The organism is Paenibacillus haidiansis (assembly GCF_036553665.1).
GTDB lineage: Bacteria > Bacillota > Bacilli > Paenibacillales > Paenibacillaceae > Fontibacillus > Fontibacillus haidiansis.
Genome location: NZ_JAZHPZ010000002.1, coordinates 19,866 through 35,675 on the forward strand (window position 1 = coordinate 19,866; position 15,810 = coordinate 35,675).

Below are 15,810 nucleotides of genomic sequence, written 5' to 3' on the forward strand. Positions count from 1 at the left end.
ACCCTACACATCCCCTTCTGAATATTCTCCTAAAAGATTCAATTCAAAGTTCATATAACTCCGATCTTCGGCCTTTCTAATATTCTTATCTTCGTAATCCACATAAAATTGTGTTCCGTTCAAAGTGATTTGCTTTGCATATGCGAATATGTTGATTTCATCCACCAAAACTATGTCGCCGTCACATTCGCGTTGATAAAAAAATCGTTGTTCCGGTTCAAGCTTGATTACGATTTCTTCAAACGATGGTTTAACCTGTTTAGTCATGGGATACCTCCATCCATTCAACATGTCCTCCACAACCTCCGGCGCGTACATCGTGCTCCTCTTGATATGTCACATGCTGTGGCGATACATTGACATTGCATATCGAACAGTACCAGCCGACGGAATATACCTTATCTCCCGGCTTTATGGTTGGTAAGGGGATGGGATTGAGAGAGAAGCAATCTTCTTTAAAGTCCCAATAAGTTGTTGTAGCACTATCTTCGGTCGGATTTTTTGTGTCATATGAATAAAATCGCTTGTTGATTGCAGCTAAAATTATGTCCTCGTTCGGATCATGCTCTCCATTTTCATACACATAATTTTCGTATGCGTCTTTTGAATCCTTATATTCTTTTAATGCTTCATCGTAGTTATCAAAAATACCGATTAGCCCTTCTTCATGCGAGAATACTACCCATTGTTTATCCATTGCCTCTTACCTCCCCTATTACGCTGGAGTAGTTCTTAATGTACTCTGGTATTTCATCAAATTTTTCCACCCAGAGCACATTAGCCACCTCCAAAACGTACTCTTTCTCCATATTGCTAATTACCTTTTGAGCATCCCTATCAAATGGGGATTCGGAAGGGTAGTAAGTCAAACTTCGGAGCATATCAACTACCCTAGATTGATGCTTTTCACCAACCGCTGTAATTACCGCCCTGCCTAGTTGTATATCTGTTATTACCAATTTCATACCTTTCCCTCCCTAACCTTAGGCCCCCGGTATGGAGGCCGTAAGGTGCGTTATATTTTCGGAATGTGCATTAGAAAAATCTAATTCCAATCCAGAGTCCTAATAGCAAAGTCCACAGCGGAAGCCCAAGTAGAACCAGCATTATCAAAGCTTCAACGTCATATCCAAACCTATATTTAAAATAATTTTTCACATTTTCTCTCCTTCGCTCTTTGTGTCGTACTGTGTCATAGATAATCTTTCCTATTAACGCTTCCCGTCGCCCTTACGCATCCTTCCAGCAACGTCAAATATTGATCGAGTCCCTTATGATTAAGACACGCCAGAAAGCCATAAGAGCCGATAAGTTCGGTTTCAGCTTGATCTAGTTCATCGTATTCTAATTTGACTATTAGGTCGTTTCGCATTTCTTGTATTGCTTTGATCTTCTGTTCTTTAGTAGCCATTCAATCACCTTCCCTTGCAACGTTATTTGTGTCTACACTTCTATAGCCGTATAGGGGCTAACCAGCACGTTCATTGAGTACAAATATCTTTTCAGCCTCGCTTGCCGCTACATCAATTGTTATGTCTCCGTGGATGTGATGAGATAGTTCAAAAGTATAATAGGGTTCATCCAGGTTTAATTGCCCGATGGCGTACACTTCAAAAATCATTCCCGGCTCAATCCATACAGGAGCATGCTCTGTTGTGTCGTCTCCGTCCCAATACCAGTCAAATTCATGCCAATCCTTAAGCATTAATTTATCTCCAGGTCGAAATGATAAATTGTCCAGTATGTTCATTCCTTATCACCTTCCCTTAAAGCAGCATTAACAATGATTTGTGCAGAGCCTAAAGTATGTCTCGTAGCCATAAGCGCTTGACGAAGTATATCTATGGTTGCGTCCTTCTCGGTAAGCTGTTGCTGCAAGTGATCGACAAGCGCAAGTACACGGTCAAACTCCACTTCCTCGCTCGTTGTAATTGGCATGCGTCCCTCTGCTACTCTGACAAACAATGCTTCTTCACTGACTATCAATTCATATCCATCAAGCATCTTATAGATTCGTTCTTTCATCCCTTTTACTTCTCCCCTCTAGACCTTATACGGCCTCCGGGCTTTGCCCTAAGCTTATTCGGTCGGACTCGGAGGCCTTCGGCCAAATGACTACTGTTTGCTTTCTCCCTTTAGGATCGCTATTACAGCAGCCTTTAATTGTTCGCCGTCATTGGTTTTGTCGTATTGCTCCACGGCCACGTGCAGACGATCAGATACTTCCTGTAGGATTTTGAAATATAATTGCTCTTTGCTCATTAGACGCCGCACATCCCCTCGCACTCGTTACCAAATCCATTAAAGTCGAATTCTAGCTGGTCCTCGTTTAAATCAACTTCATCCAACGGCACGCAGCTCCGGTGCAAGAAGACCTGTCCTTTCATCCTTGGCATGTTGCGGATCGCCTTATCGACCATTACAGCATCTTCCCAAGCCTTTGGTTTATTTCGCTTCATATCCAGCCACGTGGCGTCTGAATGAAAGGGGCATCCGATACACGACGACTTTGGAGGTACGGGATATCCATTTCGGGATAGCCAGTTCGTGCAATCTAGACGATTCATCATCTTTTCGATTAAGGGATAACGATTTATGATCCAACGCTCCCGAGAAGTTTTCACACGCTCGATCTCGTCCGTGCTGATGCCCATCCACATTGTTATGGGTTCTTTAATCTCACGGGCTGTTTTTACTCCCAGGAATCGTTTCACGGCTCTGCGAACCGGTTGTATCTTGTATTCGTCCGTACACTGTCGCATTACCATCCCTGTGTTTCCTTCATCGTCAAGGGTGAAGAACGGCAAGGAAGCCACTCTGGAACCGTCCTCTGCTGCCTTTAACAAGTCCTCCCGAATGTTTCCGTTTGATGTAAATTCAACAAGGATTCCATACTTCTCAATTTCTTGCTTAAGCCATTTGGAATATTCATATGTTTCTTCCTCTTCCCAACCGGGATCAGAGAAAACTATTAAATCCGGTTTGGGTTCAATCTCGCCCCGGCAGGCCATAAGAGCCATACAGGAAGACTGAACACCAACACCAAGCGATATTACATTCATCGTGCCACGCTCCCAATGTTGTTTTTTTGCGGCATATGCCGCCATCGTATCGACCGAATAATCCCGGGCCGTATAAGGGTGTATAAGGGTTATCCTTTAAGGTGGGATCACTCCACAAATTCGCTTTTCTTTCCGCATTTCTTACAAAGCACCACGTGTTTGTAATAGCCGCCACCCTTGCCGTCTGAATGGCCCTGGCACTCGATAGTGGTGTATCCTTTGCCACCGTAAATCTCATGCTTGTTTCCACACCAGCAAGTGCATTCCTTATCTCTAAAGGCCCCGGTTCGCTTCTGCTGCATTCTCAAACCTCCGAATAATATCGTCCACAACTTCACCAATACCCATTTCATATGTCCATTCCTTCTCAAACTTCCGCTTCGTCCATTCCAGTGCTTCTCTCATACGGTCATATTCAGATAGGAGATAGGCTATATCCATTGGTGCATTAGCAATTAGCACGGCGTTGTTTTTGTTTGATCCGGTAAAATCAGTTATCCATACATGGCCTTCTGGGTATTCTCCGCCGTATCCATCACCACGCCGCCAAATTTCTTTACCTTCCAAGTTCCATTCACCTTCCGTTGCTTTATCAAGTCGGTCTTTTATCTCTTGTATCCGGTCATTCATGGGGAGCCTCCTTTAACCAACCGTGTTTACCGTCGAACCATTCAGCGCCACCATAGCTAAATCCAAATCCGCTAATATCAATGTCCTCTTTGTCTATACCTATAAATTCCTCGATCTCTTCTGTTGGGACGCCGATACTTGTAAGTTTTTGCTTGTTTTCTGCCGTATTTGCCACTAAGCAGTAATAAAGAGTGCTTCCGTCAGCGTCATATTCCAGCACTTTCATGCTGTTTAAAATGTCCAGTTTGTTATTCATGGGACACCCCCAATAGTTTTTTACCTTCATCCGTTACGTGATATAAAACAGAACCTTCGTTCCATCCCGGGCGCTTAACTGCATAGCCTTTTTTCGCTAGATCGTTCCACTCCTGATCTTCGGTGCTAAGGTAGTAGTAATTTCTGTACGGCTTCTTCTTATAGTTGAGTCCTAATGCATGACGCATCTTTTTTTGTTGGCTCTCGGTTATGTTACTCATGGGTATTAGCCTCCTTATAGATGATGAGGGCATGAACAAGTGTCGCACTATCTGAATGATCGTAATTTGTACTGAATTCAACCCTAATGACTTCGGCGTTCGGATTACTCAAATTCCACAATTCCATTTGTTCCTCAAATCTGGTTTGACGATCGTAAACATGTTGGAATTTGATCTCACTGGCTTTGCCTATCATGGGTATTCCTCCTTTAGATGATGAGGGGTGATTAAACCCCTTCTTCGTCGTATTCAAATTGATTAATCTGAACGTCTGCATCCGCTTGAAAAGTGCAGATTCCGCAATATATCTCTACCGAGATTCCGTAGTCTAAAATCGTGTAGTCGATATCAAATGTCTCGTGCCCACAAACCGGACACTTCCACTCGTCCATTCGTGCCAATGTTCAACATCCTCTCAAATTTTAGTTTATCTATCTGAAAACTTTGTTTAATGGTTAAGCCGTATCTGTATCTATGGTGTTAGGGGTTACTGGGCTGCTGTTAGGCCTTTGTCGGTAAGTGTTATTGTTCGGGGAGAATCAGTTTTTCTTGTTATAAATCCGTTCTTTTCAAGACGATCGATGTGCCCGTTTACTGTCGATACAGATGCAAGCCCGACAGCGGCCTGAATTTCCCGGTTTGATGGTGGATATCCATGCTCAGTTTTATATTTAGCGATAAATTTTATGATAGCTTGTTGACGTTCGCCCATTTCAACCAACCCTTTCAAATTCGATTTCGATTCGCGGATTCTGCCTATCAACTTCCCAATCCATGACCCTTGGCAATGCAAGCTTGTCGTCCTCGTATATGCCCCCATCTTCTAAGGCGTCTAGCAGGACTTTAAAGCCGTTGTGAGTGTCACGCCTCCGTTTGTCCGGGAAGTAGAACCAAAGCCGTACAATGACCTTACACGAGGCCGTAGACCACTCATTCATTTGCCGCCATTGGGTTGCTCTGTAAACCGTATCCTCCAACCACGCTTTTGCTTCGGGCTTTAAAATTTTCATTTGTCGCCCTTTAACGTAGGCGTTTATATACATGTGGTTTACACTCGGGGCCGTTCCGGGCAAAATTAGTCGTGTCATCGTCTCGCCTCTTTAATCCGTTTTATTTGCTTGTTCAAAACCCTTTCCTCCGCGCCTATCCGTTTACAGTAATATTTCAACTGCTCCGCTTTGATATCGTCATAGCAATGGCAACAAACGTCTACGAGCGCCCATGTTGTACTTGCTACCTTTGTGCATCCTGGCATCTTACATTGCATTTTGTTCCCCTCGCCCTCTGTACTGTGATCGTTTTAAAATAGGCCCTCTTTGGCTTTCTCGTTGCTCGGCTATTTGATCGATCATATCCGTCACTTGCTCCACGACATAGGGTCTATAGATGCTTGCGGGGATGTTAAACATGCTTGCTTCTTTGAAAATTTGAGCCATGATTCCGTCAACTTCATCTAGCTTTTCAAAAAGGGGCAACTCGAATGATTGAAAGATTTCCTTTATCTCTTTGTTCCAGGTCCTCCGTTGATACTCTTTGCGTTTCTCGGCCTTTGTCAGTTTCACATGTTCCAGTTCTGCTGCTGCCCGAATCCGGTCCGGCCAATCTTTGCTCTCGTCGTTCATGATTGCCTCGGCTTCGAAACATTCCCTTCCGTATTGCATTGATCCCTCTATGTCTTTGTCTATCATGTCGTAATCGTCAATGTTCGCCACGTCTTATCCCTCCTTGCTTCTAAGCCTGTAGTTTAGTTCAATTCCGCCTTTTAGGATCACGAGGTAATCCCAACACATCTCATTAATCCGGCTGCCGATAGCTTCGTCAATTTGGCACAATTCGGCGATTGTCTTTTCAGAACTGATTAGGATCGGCTTCTTTTCGAGATAGCGGTAATTAATAATTGCGAATGTCTGCTCTATCACAAAATCCGTGATTTCCTTCCGGCCTTTAAATAGGTCGTCGATATAGAGAACCTGTGCCTGTTGAAGTTGATATATCCTTTGCTCCAGAGAGTCCAGATTGGCTTTGATTTCGTTAAACCCCTCGACGAATGGGAAATATAGAACCTGCGTCCCTTTAGCTAGTAGATTGTTTGAGATCGCCATAAGCAAATGTGTTTTTCCACACCCAGGACGCCCGAGAAGTGCGATACTTTTATTAGGGGTGTTTCTATCGTCCAAATCTTGAACATAGTTCCACGCCGCTTGAAATGCGTCCAATACGGCTTTGGGTCGCCCTTCTCGCCGGAAGTTCTTAAATCCTTTGCTTTGAAATTCCGGCGTTATCTTGCTTGACTTCAATAGCCGCTCTGCCGCCTTTTCATTTCGACACTCGCAAGGGATGGCGAACTCCGTTCCATCTTCTTTGCGGACAATGATAAATTCATCATCTTTGCACTTGGAACAACGGTATTGTTTATCTTGGGCCGGTTCTGTTTTGCTCGTCGAGGAAAGCGAATTCGCTCTTTTTCGAATCTCTTCCAGATCGAACCCCTTCATCGTTTCCTTGAGGCTCTTCACGTTGTTTATCCTCCTTCCACGGTTCGTCTATCCCGGTGGTTTTCCATCGTTTCAAAATGCCGTTTACATATGCGATGGACCTTTTCCCTGCGACTACCGCTGTTTTCATTGCCTCCTGATACCACCGATCGCCATATGTTTCAACAAGGTCGTCTATTTGATCTTTGATAACGGGGCTGATAGTTCCGAATCCTTCTTGTTCAAAAATCCGATAGGGGTTAAATGAATCACCACCACCAAAAATCTGTTCATATTCTGTTCTGTTCTCTTCTGTTCCCTTCTGTTCTGTTCTGTTCTGTTCAGAGGGAATCTCCGGGAACTTCCCGGAATTTCCCGGAAAGTCAGGGAATTTGGATTTTGTTCGCTTGTGTAATCCTTGTTGGTGCTTCTCGAAATTTTCGATTTGGATTATCTTTTCTCCGTTCACTTCGTACCATAAAATCAGCCGTTTTTCGCATAACCGCGCCAATGAAGCCTCTACATCGGATAGCGTTTTATCAAGCATTGGCACGACTAAAGCTTTAACTTTGGCAGGCGATCCAGCCAACCTGCCAAAGTCATCAGTGTGAGGAATCATCCATGTGAACAGGAGCATGTCGAAAATGTCCGGAAGCATATTTACTTTCTCTGAGATAGAGATAACTTTGGAGACCATTCGCTTCTCAGCCATCGTCTACGCTCCCTTTCTGTTCCGGCATTTTCCCGGAATTTCCCGGAATTTCCGAATTATTATAGTAAAGCCTTTGCCTATACCCTTCCGCCCACTCTCGACCTTCTGCCGTATAATCAATCCAATTATGGCAGGTCCCTGTATTAACTGCTGGACCGCATAGCATGGCAATGTCATTTACAGTTGTACTGCCCTCGATCTTCCACCGCCGGATTAAGTGTGCTGCCTCCAAGTATCCACCCTTACCGCATCGTTCGCAGCTCCCTCCTGACCGCTCCATTGCCGCTTGATAGACTTCTGGGGTAATTCGTCCCCGCATCTTACTAGTGGGCTTACGGCGGCGATATGAAGGTTTGGCAACGGGATTAAAGCCTAAGTCCATCTAGTTCACCCCTTGCTGATAGTCAATCCTTAATCTCAGTTTCAAGGCGTGCAATTCCTCAGTTGTAGATACAAGGGCATTTCTCCAGCGCATCATGTCTTGATATAGTTCGGCCTCTTTAATCCGCATATCATGTATGGCGATTTCTGCGGCGGCCGCTTTGCCCCCTGTTGCCGCTTTATAAGCAAGGGCATATTGATACTTGCGCTCTGCATAGTGTCGTTTATAATCTCCGTCCACTTGGCTCGATACGCGCCCGATGTACATCACGCAATTTGATAAAAGGTTGATCTTGGACATTAAAGCGCCGGGGTTGTCATCAGGAAGCGCGTCGGCCTCCTGACGTAATTTAATGATTTGCTCCAGGTAGTAATCGATATCCGCCATAGTTACACCGCCTTAAAACGGCAAGTCATCATCTGAAATATCGATAGGTTTGCCATCATCGTGGAATGGATCACCTGAACCGCTATTGCTTTGTTGAGACTCACCACGTTCCAAGAACCGAACGTTATCGGCTAAACAATCATTTGTGTAAATTCGCTTACCTTCGTTATTCTCATAACTCCCGGTTTGCCAGCGGCCCTCAACAGCTACCAGACGACCTTTGCGAAGATAGTTAGCGCACGCTTCGGCCGTTTGCTTAAAAGTAATGACAGGGATAAAATCAGCTTCGTCGCTCCCTCTCCGATCACAAGCAACCGTGAATTTTGTTACCGCTGTTCCGTTGCCGCTATATCTCAATTCAGGATCGCGTGTAAGGCGTCCAATAATAATGACTTTATTGAGCATTAGATTCTTCCTCCTTGGCTTTCTTCTCTTGGATCTTCTTAGTCAAAGCTTGCTCCATATCGGAATAGTTCCACTTTTCCCCGGTCTTTTTAGCAACCCATTCATTAAACCCTTGGAGACTATTGTTATTGAGCAGCTTCCACTTCGACTTAAGGGCGGAAGGTGGCTGTTTGGGTTGTTCTGTTGTTACAGGTTCATTGCCTCCGCTTTCCTTGCCGTCTGGATCGTCCTCGTCAGTTGGTAGACCAAGACTTTTTAAGAGATAATACCGCTCACTATAGGTCAACGCCGAACCGTAGGCTTTGGAAATTTCATCTTGTTGTCCGTAATAAGCCCAGGTCACCGTTTCTCTTTCGGTCGGGTTATCGCCATTAATCCACGTGTATGACATTTCCCCTTTGACCACAAAATCAAGTGCGTCCTTGCCCTTTGCCGTTTTGTAGGCGTGGGTATGGTGTTCACCAACTTGAGTTGAAGGCAGAAGCAAGAGGTTCAGTTCGTTCATTTTGTCTTTGATTTTCGAAAGAACCTGATTACCCGATACATACGAGTATCCGTAACTCTTGGTATCTTTGGAGAATCCTCCAGCCACTTCTCGCACTTTAACAAGCTTTTGCCATAAATTAAGATCGTTCATATAATCACCGCACTCTCAAAGACTTTTCTTGTACAACTTGCACGCCAGGTATTTCTTTCCCTTGCTTCCACGCCTCTATGATGTCTTTCTTCTGGAGTTGGGGAACTGGCTGCGGCGTAACGAAATACTTCTGCGGGATATAAAATTCATCCAATACGACAACCTTCGGCGGATTCGATTGCAAGGAGATGGTAAAGAGTTGCCCCTTCACCTTATCCAATTCCATCCGCTTCATGAGTGTTTCGACATTCTCTTTTAGTCTGGTGGCATTGTTCTCGATGGATGTACGTCGCGCTTTAAGCCGATCCTCTTCGTCTTTGATCGCTTTGGCCTCCACATCCAAAGAACGCACGACCTTAATCGTGTTCTCAATCTTCTCTTCGATCTTGCCCTCCAAGCCGTTAATCATCTCTTGAAGTTGCTCATTAGTTGGATCGTCACACGCCATATCCAGCAGTGTTTGATACTGTTCAGACAATTCATATAAACGCATAGGCTTTACAACCTCCTAAAAAATGTGTTATTGTTGCCGTAGAAAATTTTGATAAGTGCTTTTTAACGTCCTTGGTTGCCTCCAAGGGCGTTTTTCATTTCCCGTTGGTATGTTAGGTACTGCCGATAATGATATTCGCTAGGGAACGAAAACATAGGCTTCTTGCCTGCCGGGACCACGATGTTTCCCCCGGCTTTCGTCATTGCCGCCTGATCATCAAGGCTTTCGCTAAATTTTATTCGAATAGTCAAATTCGTCTAACCTCCTTATTAGCGCTCCTTCTTTACAGTCCATAGCTTCATCTGCGCAAGGCTTACAATGTGGCTGCCATACCTTCCCGGTAAAAACTTCATATTCAGCCTCCCGAGGGCATCCGGCACATTCGGTCATTTCCGTGCACCAAGATTGATTCGTAGCCATCGCATTTGTGTTTGCCATGCAGCAAATTTGAGGATTGCTTCTTTTTCCCCCTTGGTAAAGGAGTTCCATTCTGCTTTTGTGGTAAACATGTTCATGCTCCTTTCGGAATGTAATAAATGTGTACCGGACCGGAAAGTTCCTTGATTTGCTGCGGCGTCAGATAATCACTTGGTAGATTTACTCCCGGGGATTCGCGGTGCAGACTGTTTAACCGTTGAACGAATTTTCCTTTGTGTTTGGATTCATATCCCATATCACTCGGCCTCCACAAATTCGCCATTTTGCAGTTTGTAAAACGTATCGGCCTTGATGATTTCACCGTCTACCATGGCGGCTTTGATAGCCAATAGCGGGTAAGTATCCCCGTCCCATTCACCGCGCTCCAGAACGACAATGGCGCATCCCAATGAGCCTTTTGCTTTGCTGTCATATCCGGTTGCAATTGCTACACTATCTTTACCAGATACAGCCGCTGCGCTCCGGTAGCCTGTATTGGTTGCTGCGCTCTGGTAGCCTGTATTGGTTGCTGCGCTCTGGTCGCCTGTATTGGTTGCTGCGCTCTGGTCGCCTGTATTGGTTGCTGCGCTCCGGTAGCCTGTATTGGTTGCTGCGCTCCGGTAGCCTGTATTGGTTGCTGCGCTCTGGTCGCCTGTATTGGTTGCTGCGCTCCGGTAGCCTGTATTGGTTGCTGCGCTCTGGTCGCCTGTATTGGTTGCTGCGCTCTGGTCGCCTGTATTGGTTGCTGCGCTCTGGTCGCCTGTATTGGTTGCTGCGCTCCGGTCGCCTGTATTGGACTCTTTAGCGTTATCCCAATCTACCCTTGATTTGATATAATCAACGCCAGCCTTGATAAGTCCGGGCAAACCAATTTCGGCCTTGATATGCAAGCGCGTGGCGGCTACTTTGCTGTCATCGCCATCACGATCAAGTTCTCCATCTGCTTCAACTTCGGCAAAACGGCTATTCGCAGGATCGTAATAACCAAATACATCAAGTGGATTCTCGCAAAAGTGGAGGCCTTTGCTGCAAGCTTTAGCTTCCGGTTCTTCAAATGTTTTGCCTACTTCGTACTGCATTCCCCGACATTTCAAATCATTGTCAAACCCTTTCCAACCTTTTACTGTCATTGTTTTTCCTCCTAAAATTTTAGTTTTTCTATCAAAAAACTTGGTCTAAACTTCAAACAAATCATGTTCCAGCGCCTCTATACGTCCGCGAATATCATGCTGCCATTCATGCTCTTGTGCCTCATATGCAAGGAATGAGAGGCTTTTTAACTCGTCTAGCCGTCGAATCATCATCAAGTTTTGTTTGAGCAAAGGTTTCAGCAGATTAACAGCGACTTCATCTAAATTGATTTTTCCGTCTTGATTCATAGACATCCAAGTTATCCACGCCATCTTGCGGTGTATTGGATGTATGCCGATCAAGGGTTATCACTCCTTTCAATTAGAGAACTTTACCGTCATCTGTAATCACCAAGTCTTCGATAAACACGGACGATCCGTTAATCTCTCTCTCTCGATATGTTTTCAATCCGTTTTTAGCAGCGAATTCTTCCATCAATCCTGGATGCCCTTCAAACTTCCTAACATTGCTTATATCAGACATGTACTCAATTATCAGGTCAGCAATATCCCAATTCTGATAATCCCAAAGGAACTCAAAAGCGTCCCCGATCTTTGTATCAAGTCCGTGTTTGATACACACATCCATTGTGTAAAAGTAATCTTTAGTTTGATACTTATGACCGTCATAGTCTTTTTCGATAGGAAACAAAATCATTAGTTGCCTTGGTGTTAGTAATCCTATCCAATCAAGCAATACCGACCTTGCATTAAATCGGATATAAGCCTCTTCTATCGTCTGTGGCTTCGTTCTCTCTCTGCCCATAACCCTTACTCCCCAATAAATGAGTTTCTTGTGGGTTTCAAAATCGAACTCAACTTCGTCAAAGAAAAAATTGTTTATTAGTTCGTTTTGATACTGGCGAAAGTACAGGTCTTCATATTTGGTCATAAGCGCCTCCTTGTTAAACTGCCTCAGACTTTCTGTCCATTAACGGAACGATTCCGCGGTTTTTCAGAATTTCATGAATGAACAATCTTCCTTTTTGCGTCCATCTTGTATTCATTGTCACATCCGGGTCGCCATTGCTACGTGTAATATCAATCGTTTCTGACTTCGTATATCCCTTATCGTGATGATTGCGGTATAAAAGCCATTGCTTGTTTTGTTTAAATTGAACACGTTCAGCGTGAAGTATCTTGTTGAGTTGTTGACCGCTCATGCCGTAATCTTTTGCAATTTGAGTAATGGTCATTGTGCCTTTGGATTGCAAGATACGATCTAAGTAGCTGATTTTAGGCTCATACTCGGCTACTCGCTGTTCCAGCATGAGTGACTTGGTTTCTAAGGCTTGGCGTTCCTTTTGTTCCTGTATCCAACGTTCGGCGCGTTTGATAGGGTTGTCGATCATGTAAGATGGCACCGAAAGAGATTCAAGTTTCTTTTCCACCTCAATGAAATATCTCCGTGCTCGACGTCCTTGTTCGTTGTTCTCTACCATTGCCAGTTCTTTTGCCATATCAAGTTTGAGAATATAATCGTGCTGGATAACATTTTGACGTTCCCCCGTTTTGGTGAGTGTTATTACAAAGTCTTCGTTTTCAACGAATCCGTATTTTCGGATACGTTCCTTGATCCAATCGGTATACTTAGTCCCGACTTTCAATCCCTCATGTAACTCCCGGCCATCTACGATCCGTTCGCCAGTATCTGTTTGATAAACCGGGATTAAATCGTTAGCGATGATTTGTCTGTTCATTTTCTTACTCCTTTCTAATAGGACTTTTGCTCTCCCTGTCGAATAATGGAATTAGAAGGGAGGTGTTAAGTTTGAAACTCGACCGCGAATGTGTAAGAGATGTTTTGTTGTTAATTGAATCCTTTGATCGCGAACAAGTAATTACATCCGATGAATTATTGAATCTCCAGGCGTTAAACAACTACGGTGAAAGCACTATACTTTACACTGTCGAAAAGCTGGATGAAGCGGGTTTTGTGAACGTAAAGTTCATGCCAGTTCTTGGCGGTGAAAATCCGTTTTTTCTTCAAAGTATCACTTGGGAAGGGCATCAATTCCTGGATACTATCCGCGATCCAGCAATATGGAGAGAAACTAAAAGTATTGCTTCCAAAGTTGCTAGCGCATCACTGACTGTTCTTTCCGATGTCGCCGCCGGCGTAATGAAGAAAACTTTAGGACTTGAATGAGAATCCCTCTTGGTTAAGAAATTCATGCAATTTCTTTAGAAAAGCATCGTATGTTTCACATGATCCGCTGGGATTGGAAAAAACTAATTTCAAGGACATCTCGCCACTTTCCAATCCCTGTTTGATCTCGTATCCTTGAACTCCTACCTTGATTTTTTCATTAATCATCTTTCCTTCTACACCTCCTTATGGGTTAGTAGGTTCTTACTAACTTGATTTTTGAATGAGTGCTTGTTGGTATTCCTCAATCCATTCACGTTTGATCTTCCAGCATCCTCCGTCTTTGTAAGCTTTGATTTTTTTGGAAAGGATGCGGCGTTTCAGCGTTTGTTCGCTGATCCCCAAGTGATGCGCCGCTTGCTTCAAACTCATGATGTGTGGAATATGGGACATTTTAATTCCTCCTTTAAATTTTGATTTCGCTTGAAGAATTAAAGTTTAACTTTAATTATTAGTCAAAAAAATTTATTTCTTCAAGCCTGCATTCGAAGATTTCTGCCAAGATTCTTGCATCATTCATCGAAACATCACCTGGACGATCCTCCATTTTCGCATAAGTCGAAGGATGTACCGATAGAATTTTTGCAATTTGGGCTTTTGGCAATCTTCTGTAAGCCCTCCATTCACGGAGGGTTTTAACGGTACTTGGCGTAGCGTTCGGAACCATGTAATCACCTCCCGTTGTCTAGATAATATTAAAGTTTAACTTTGATGTCAACTGTTTTTTTTAGAATTTTAAGTATAACTTTAATTTTTTGTGGTAATTTTAGATGTGTTGTGATAAGCTATTGAAAGAATTTATTGCGATGGAGGATATCGGTGTGAAAGACATTTTCTTTGCTGAAAATTTAAAAAGGTTTCGCGAGGCTAAAGGTCTTACAAAAGAGGAGTTAGGAAGCAGAATCGGTGTAACTGGCGCAACAGTCGGTTTATGGGAAAGTAAAAAGAACGAACCGCGCATGGGAAAGGTGCAATTGATCGCCGGTGTTCTCGATGTTGGTGTTGATGATTTACTTTTCAGTGAGCCGCCTACTGAACAAGGGAAATTACCTAACATGGACGAGCTTTCAGAAATAAAAAAGCGTGGAATTAAAGCAATCCTCGAAATGTCTGATGATGATTTAGAATTAATTGTTCAATTAATGGAAAAAAATCTTAAGTGAATTGGGCGGTGATACGCATGGCAAGAAGAAAAAAACTTCCTACTGGTGTAAGAGAGAAGAATGGCAGATATACATACAGATATGATGTTTATGAAGTCGAAAATGGCAAGAACCGTCGAAAACAAAAAGAAACCCCATCCTTCGCCACTCCCGAAGAAGCATATGAAGCCGGCGTACTCATCAAAGCTCAACAAATTACTGGTACATACGTAGATGAGAAAAACTTCACTTTTAGTGAATGGGTTGATAAGTGGGTAGAAATTTATCGTAATTTAGGAAGAGCAGATAATACTGTAAAAACATTGGAAAGCAAATTGAGTGTATTAAAGAAAGAGTTCGGCGGGATCAAATTAAAGGATATAACTTCTTTGCAATATCAAGAGTATCTGTTCCGTCTAAAAAAAGATGGAAAGAAAAAAAACACATTGTTAGGTATGCACAGTGCCATGAGATCAGTTGTTAAGGCCGCTGCTAACCCACCATATAAAATCATTGCAGAGGATTTTACCAAAGGAATAGTATTCCCTGAATATAAAGAAACATTGACTGAATTGAAAAGCAAGAAAAACAAGAAAGCCAATTATCTAGAAAAAGAAGAACTGGCCATATTTATTAAGACGGCTTATGAACTTCCTGATAATCCAGAATATGCCGAGACTGAAAAGGATCGTCTTGTATTGAGACAAAACGCAAGGGCGTTACATATATTGGCTTTTACTGGTTTAAGAATTGGCGAACTATGCGCTCTTGAAAAAGAGGATATTGACTATGAAAACAAACAAATTAATGTGATAAAAAACCTATACTATCAGGACGGCATCGAATCTTTTACGTTGGGGCCACCCAAAAATGAAACGTCCGTTAGAGAAGTTGATATGACAAATAAGGTCGTTCAACTTTTCAAAGAACAAGAGTTCGAACTAAAGAAGTTGAAACTTATGTTGGGTTTAGACGTTATATATAAGAGTCATGATTTTGTTTTTATGAATGGGATACGAAAGCCTGGGTATCCCTTGTCTCCGTATTCTATTAACGCTTATATGAAGACTGTATTAAAAAAAGCCAAGCTTCCTACAAACCTGACACCACACAAATTGCGGCATACTTATACTTCTTTGAGCGCCGAGGCCGGAATTGACTTGTCATCCATTCAGAGGCAGTTAGGACATGCAGACGACGAAATAACTAAGACTATTTATCTACACGTAACCAAAGCTAAACGAAAGAGCGATATAGAAAAACTTGAGGAATTAATGAGTAGTGTGGAATAAGTTTGTGGTTTGTGGGTTGAAT

General features: G+C 43.2%; 32 protein-coding genes. 3 read left to right on the forward strand and 29 right to left on the reverse strand.

What is annotated here, in order from left to right; all coding sequences use genetic code 11:
* Nucleotides 1-3 precede the first annotated feature (3 nt).
* The 27 genes from V3851_RS04380 to V3851_RS04510 form a co-directional block, all read right to left on the reverse strand.
* The gene (locus V3851_RS04380) at nt 4-267 is read right to left on the reverse strand and encodes a hypothetical protein (RefSeq protein ID WP_331845301.1); all 264 of its coding nucleotides are present in this window, start codon (nt 265-267) and stop codon (nt 4-6) included.
* A complete protein-coding gene (locus V3851_RS04385; protein ID WP_331845302.1) occupies nt 260-697 on the reverse strand; it encodes a hypothetical protein in 438 nt (145 codons plus the stop codon). Before V3851_RS04385 ends, V3851_RS04380 begins: the two co-directional genes overlap by 8 nt.
* On the reverse strand, nt 690-965 hold the full coding sequence (locus V3851_RS04390) for a hypothetical protein (RefSeq protein WP_331845303.1): 276 nt from the start codon (nt 963-965) through the stop codon (nt 690-692). Before V3851_RS04390 ends, V3851_RS04385 begins: the two co-directional genes overlap by 8 nt.
* A gap of 227 nt (nt 966-1,192) precedes the next feature.
* Complete coding sequence (locus V3851_RS04395) at nt 1,193-1,411, reverse strand: hypothetical protein (protein ID WP_331845304.1); 219 nt, start codon at nt 1,409-1,411, stop codon at nt 1,193-1,195.
* Between the two features lie 57 nt (nt 1,412-1,468).
* Nucleotides 1,469-1,750, reverse strand: coding sequence for a hypothetical protein (locus V3851_RS04400; RefSeq protein ID WP_331845305.1), 282 nt, complete (start codon nt 1,748-1,750; stop codon nt 1,469-1,471).
* Nucleotides 1,747-2,025, reverse strand: a complete 279-nt coding sequence (locus V3851_RS04405) for a hypothetical protein (RefSeq protein WP_331845306.1) — start codon at nt 2,023-2,025, stop codon at nt 1,747-1,749. Before V3851_RS04405 ends, V3851_RS04400 begins: the two co-directional genes overlap by 4 nt.
* 90 nt (nt 2,026-2,115) lie before the next feature.
* A complete protein-coding gene (locus tag V3851_RS04410) occupies nt 2,116-2,262 on the reverse strand; it encodes a hypothetical protein (RefSeq protein ID WP_331845307.1) in 147 nt (48 codons plus the stop codon).
* Nucleotides 2,262-3,062, reverse strand: a complete 801-nt coding sequence (locus V3851_RS04415) for an adenine nucleotide alpha hydrolase family protein (RefSeq protein ID WP_331845308.1) — start codon at nt 3,060-3,062, stop codon at nt 2,262-2,264. Before V3851_RS04415 ends, V3851_RS04410 begins: the two co-directional genes overlap by 1 nt.
* Before the next feature lie 273 nt (nt 3,063-3,335).
* Nucleotides 3,336-3,692, reverse strand: coding sequence for a hypothetical protein (locus V3851_RS04420; protein WP_331845309.1), 357 nt, complete (start codon nt 3,690-3,692; stop codon nt 3,336-3,338).
* The gene (locus V3851_RS04425) at nt 3,685-3,948 is read right to left on the reverse strand and encodes a hypothetical protein (protein WP_331845310.1); all 264 of its coding nucleotides are present in this window, start codon (nt 3,946-3,948) and stop codon (nt 3,685-3,687) included. The genes V3851_RS04420 and V3851_RS04425 overlap by 8 nt, the downstream gene beginning before the upstream one ends.
* Nucleotides 3,941-4,168, reverse strand: coding sequence for a hypothetical protein (locus tag V3851_RS04430; protein ID WP_331845311.1), 228 nt, complete (start codon nt 4,166-4,168; stop codon nt 3,941-3,943). The genes V3851_RS04425 and V3851_RS04430 overlap by 8 nt, the downstream gene beginning before the upstream one ends.
* The gene (locus V3851_RS04435; RefSeq protein WP_331845312.1) at nt 4,161-4,364 is read right to left on the reverse strand and encodes a hypothetical protein; all 204 of its coding nucleotides are present in this window, start codon (nt 4,362-4,364) and stop codon (nt 4,161-4,163) included. Before V3851_RS04435 ends, V3851_RS04430 begins: the two co-directional genes overlap by 8 nt.
* Before the next feature lie 291 nt (nt 4,365-4,655).
* Complete coding sequence (locus V3851_RS04440; protein ID WP_331845313.1) at nt 4,656-4,880, reverse strand: LexA family protein; 225 nt, start codon at nt 4,878-4,880, stop codon at nt 4,656-4,658.
* A gap of 1 nt (nt 4,881) precedes the next feature.
* On the reverse strand, nt 4,882-5,256 hold the full coding sequence (locus tag V3851_RS04445) for a RusA family crossover junction endodeoxyribonuclease (RefSeq protein ID WP_331845314.1): 375 nt from the start codon (nt 5,254-5,256) through the stop codon (nt 4,882-4,884).
* Nucleotides 5,257-5,424: 168 nt separating this feature from the next.
* Nucleotides 5,425-5,880 (reverse strand): hypothetical protein, encoded by a 456-nt coding sequence (locus V3851_RS04450; RefSeq protein ID WP_331845315.1) that lies wholly within the window; start codon nt 5,878-5,880, stop codon nt 5,425-5,427.
* A gap of 3 nt (nt 5,881-5,883) precedes the next feature.
* Nucleotides 5,884-6,684 carry an ATP-binding protein gene (locus V3851_RS04455; RefSeq protein ID WP_331845316.1) on the reverse strand — a complete coding sequence of 267 codons (801 nt, stop codon included), beginning with the start codon at nt 6,682-6,684 and terminating at the stop codon, nt 5,884-5,886.
* Nucleotides 6,581-7,354 carry a DnaD domain-containing protein gene (locus V3851_RS04460; RefSeq protein WP_331845317.1) on the reverse strand — a complete coding sequence of 258 codons (774 nt, stop codon included), beginning with the start codon at nt 7,352-7,354 and terminating at the stop codon, nt 6,581-6,583. The genes V3851_RS04455 and V3851_RS04460 overlap by 104 nt, the downstream gene beginning before the upstream one ends.
* Nucleotides 7,355-7,736: 382 nt before the next feature.
* Nucleotides 7,737-8,123: a hypothetical protein gene (locus tag V3851_RS04465; RefSeq protein ID WP_331845318.1), complete on the reverse strand. Its 387-nt coding sequence runs from the start codon at nt 8,121-8,123 to the stop codon at nt 7,737-7,739.
* A gap of 12 nt (nt 8,124-8,135) precedes the next feature.
* Complete coding sequence (gene ssb / locus V3851_RS04470) at nt 8,136-8,528, reverse strand: single-stranded DNA-binding protein (protein ID WP_331845319.1); 393 nt, start codon at nt 8,526-8,528, stop codon at nt 8,136-8,138.
* Nucleotides 8,518-9,165 (reverse strand): ERF family protein, encoded by a 648-nt coding sequence (locus V3851_RS04475; RefSeq protein WP_331845320.1) that lies wholly within the window; start codon nt 9,163-9,165, stop codon nt 8,518-8,520. Before V3851_RS04475 ends, ssb begins: the two co-directional genes overlap by 11 nt.
* A 4-nt stretch (nt 9,166-9,169) precedes the next feature.
* Nucleotides 9,170-9,658, reverse strand: coding sequence for a siphovirus Gp157 family protein (locus V3851_RS04480; RefSeq protein WP_331845321.1), 489 nt, complete (start codon nt 9,656-9,658; stop codon nt 9,170-9,172).
* Nucleotides 9,659-9,720: 62 nt separating this feature from the next.
* Complete coding sequence (locus V3851_RS04485) at nt 9,721-9,909, reverse strand: hypothetical protein (RefSeq protein WP_331845322.1); 189 nt, start codon at nt 9,907-9,909, stop codon at nt 9,721-9,723.
* Nucleotides 9,910-10,169: 260 nt separating this feature from the next.
* On the reverse strand, nt 10,170-10,331 hold the full coding sequence (locus tag V3851_RS04490; RefSeq protein ID WP_331845323.1) for a hypothetical protein: 162 nt from the start codon (nt 10,329-10,331) through the stop codon (nt 10,170-10,172).
* Between the two features lies 1 nt (nt 10,332).
* Nucleotides 10,333-11,205 (reverse strand): DUF7666 domain-containing protein, encoded by an 873-nt coding sequence (locus V3851_RS04495; RefSeq protein WP_331845324.1) that lies wholly within the window; start codon nt 11,203-11,205, stop codon nt 10,333-10,335.
* 45 nt (nt 11,206-11,250) lie between these two features.
* Nucleotides 11,251-11,508 (reverse strand): DUF7667 family protein, encoded by a 258-nt coding sequence (locus V3851_RS04500; RefSeq protein ID WP_331845325.1) that lies wholly within the window; start codon nt 11,506-11,508, stop codon nt 11,251-11,253.
* A 19-nt stretch (nt 11,509-11,527) separates the two neighbouring features.
* Complete coding sequence (locus tag V3851_RS04505; protein WP_331845326.1) at nt 11,528-12,097, reverse strand: hypothetical protein; 570 nt, start codon at nt 12,095-12,097, stop codon at nt 11,528-11,530.
* 13 nt (nt 12,098-12,110) lie between these two features.
* The gene (locus V3851_RS04510; RefSeq protein WP_331845327.1) at nt 12,111-12,905 is read right to left on the reverse strand and encodes a phage antirepressor KilAC domain-containing protein; all 795 of its coding nucleotides are present in this window, start codon (nt 12,903-12,905) and stop codon (nt 12,111-12,113) included.
* Nucleotides 12,906-12,976: 71 nt separating this feature from the next.
* On the opposite strand from V3851_RS04510, the gene V3851_RS04515 reads away from it, so the two are divergent.
* The gene (locus V3851_RS04515) at nt 12,977-13,354 is read left to right on the forward strand and encodes a DUF2513 domain-containing protein (protein ID WP_331845328.1); all 378 of its coding nucleotides are present in this window, start codon (nt 12,977-12,979) and stop codon (nt 13,352-13,354) included.
* 207 nt (nt 13,355-13,561) lie between these two features.
* Here V3851_RS04515 and V3851_RS04520 read toward each other — a convergent pair whose 3' ends face one another.
* Both V3851_RS04520 and V3851_RS04525 read right to left on the reverse strand, forming a co-directional pair.
* A complete protein-coding gene (locus V3851_RS04520) occupies nt 13,562-13,747 on the reverse strand; it encodes a helix-turn-helix domain-containing protein (protein ID WP_331845329.1) in 186 nt (61 codons plus the stop codon).
* Nucleotides 13,748-13,805: 58 nt separating this feature from the next.
* Nucleotides 13,806-14,021 (reverse strand): helix-turn-helix domain-containing protein, encoded by a 216-nt coding sequence (locus tag V3851_RS04525; protein WP_331845330.1) that lies wholly within the window; start codon nt 14,019-14,021, stop codon nt 13,806-13,808.
* A gap of 154 nt (nt 14,022-14,175) precedes the next feature.
* Between V3851_RS04525 and V3851_RS04530 the strand changes: the two genes are divergently transcribed.
* Together V3851_RS04530 and V3851_RS04535 are read left to right on the forward strand one after the other, a co-directional pair.
* Nucleotides 14,176-14,517: a helix-turn-helix transcriptional regulator gene (locus tag V3851_RS04530; RefSeq protein WP_331845331.1), complete on the forward strand. Its 342-nt coding sequence runs from the start codon at nt 14,176-14,178 to the stop codon at nt 14,515-14,517.
* Nucleotides 14,518-14,534: 17 nt separating this feature from the next.
* Nucleotides 14,535-15,788: a tyrosine-type recombinase/integrase gene (locus V3851_RS04535; RefSeq protein ID WP_331845332.1), complete on the forward strand. Its 1,254-nt coding sequence runs from the start codon at nt 14,535-14,537 to the stop codon at nt 15,786-15,788.
* Nucleotides 15,789-15,810 lie beyond the last annotated feature (22 nt).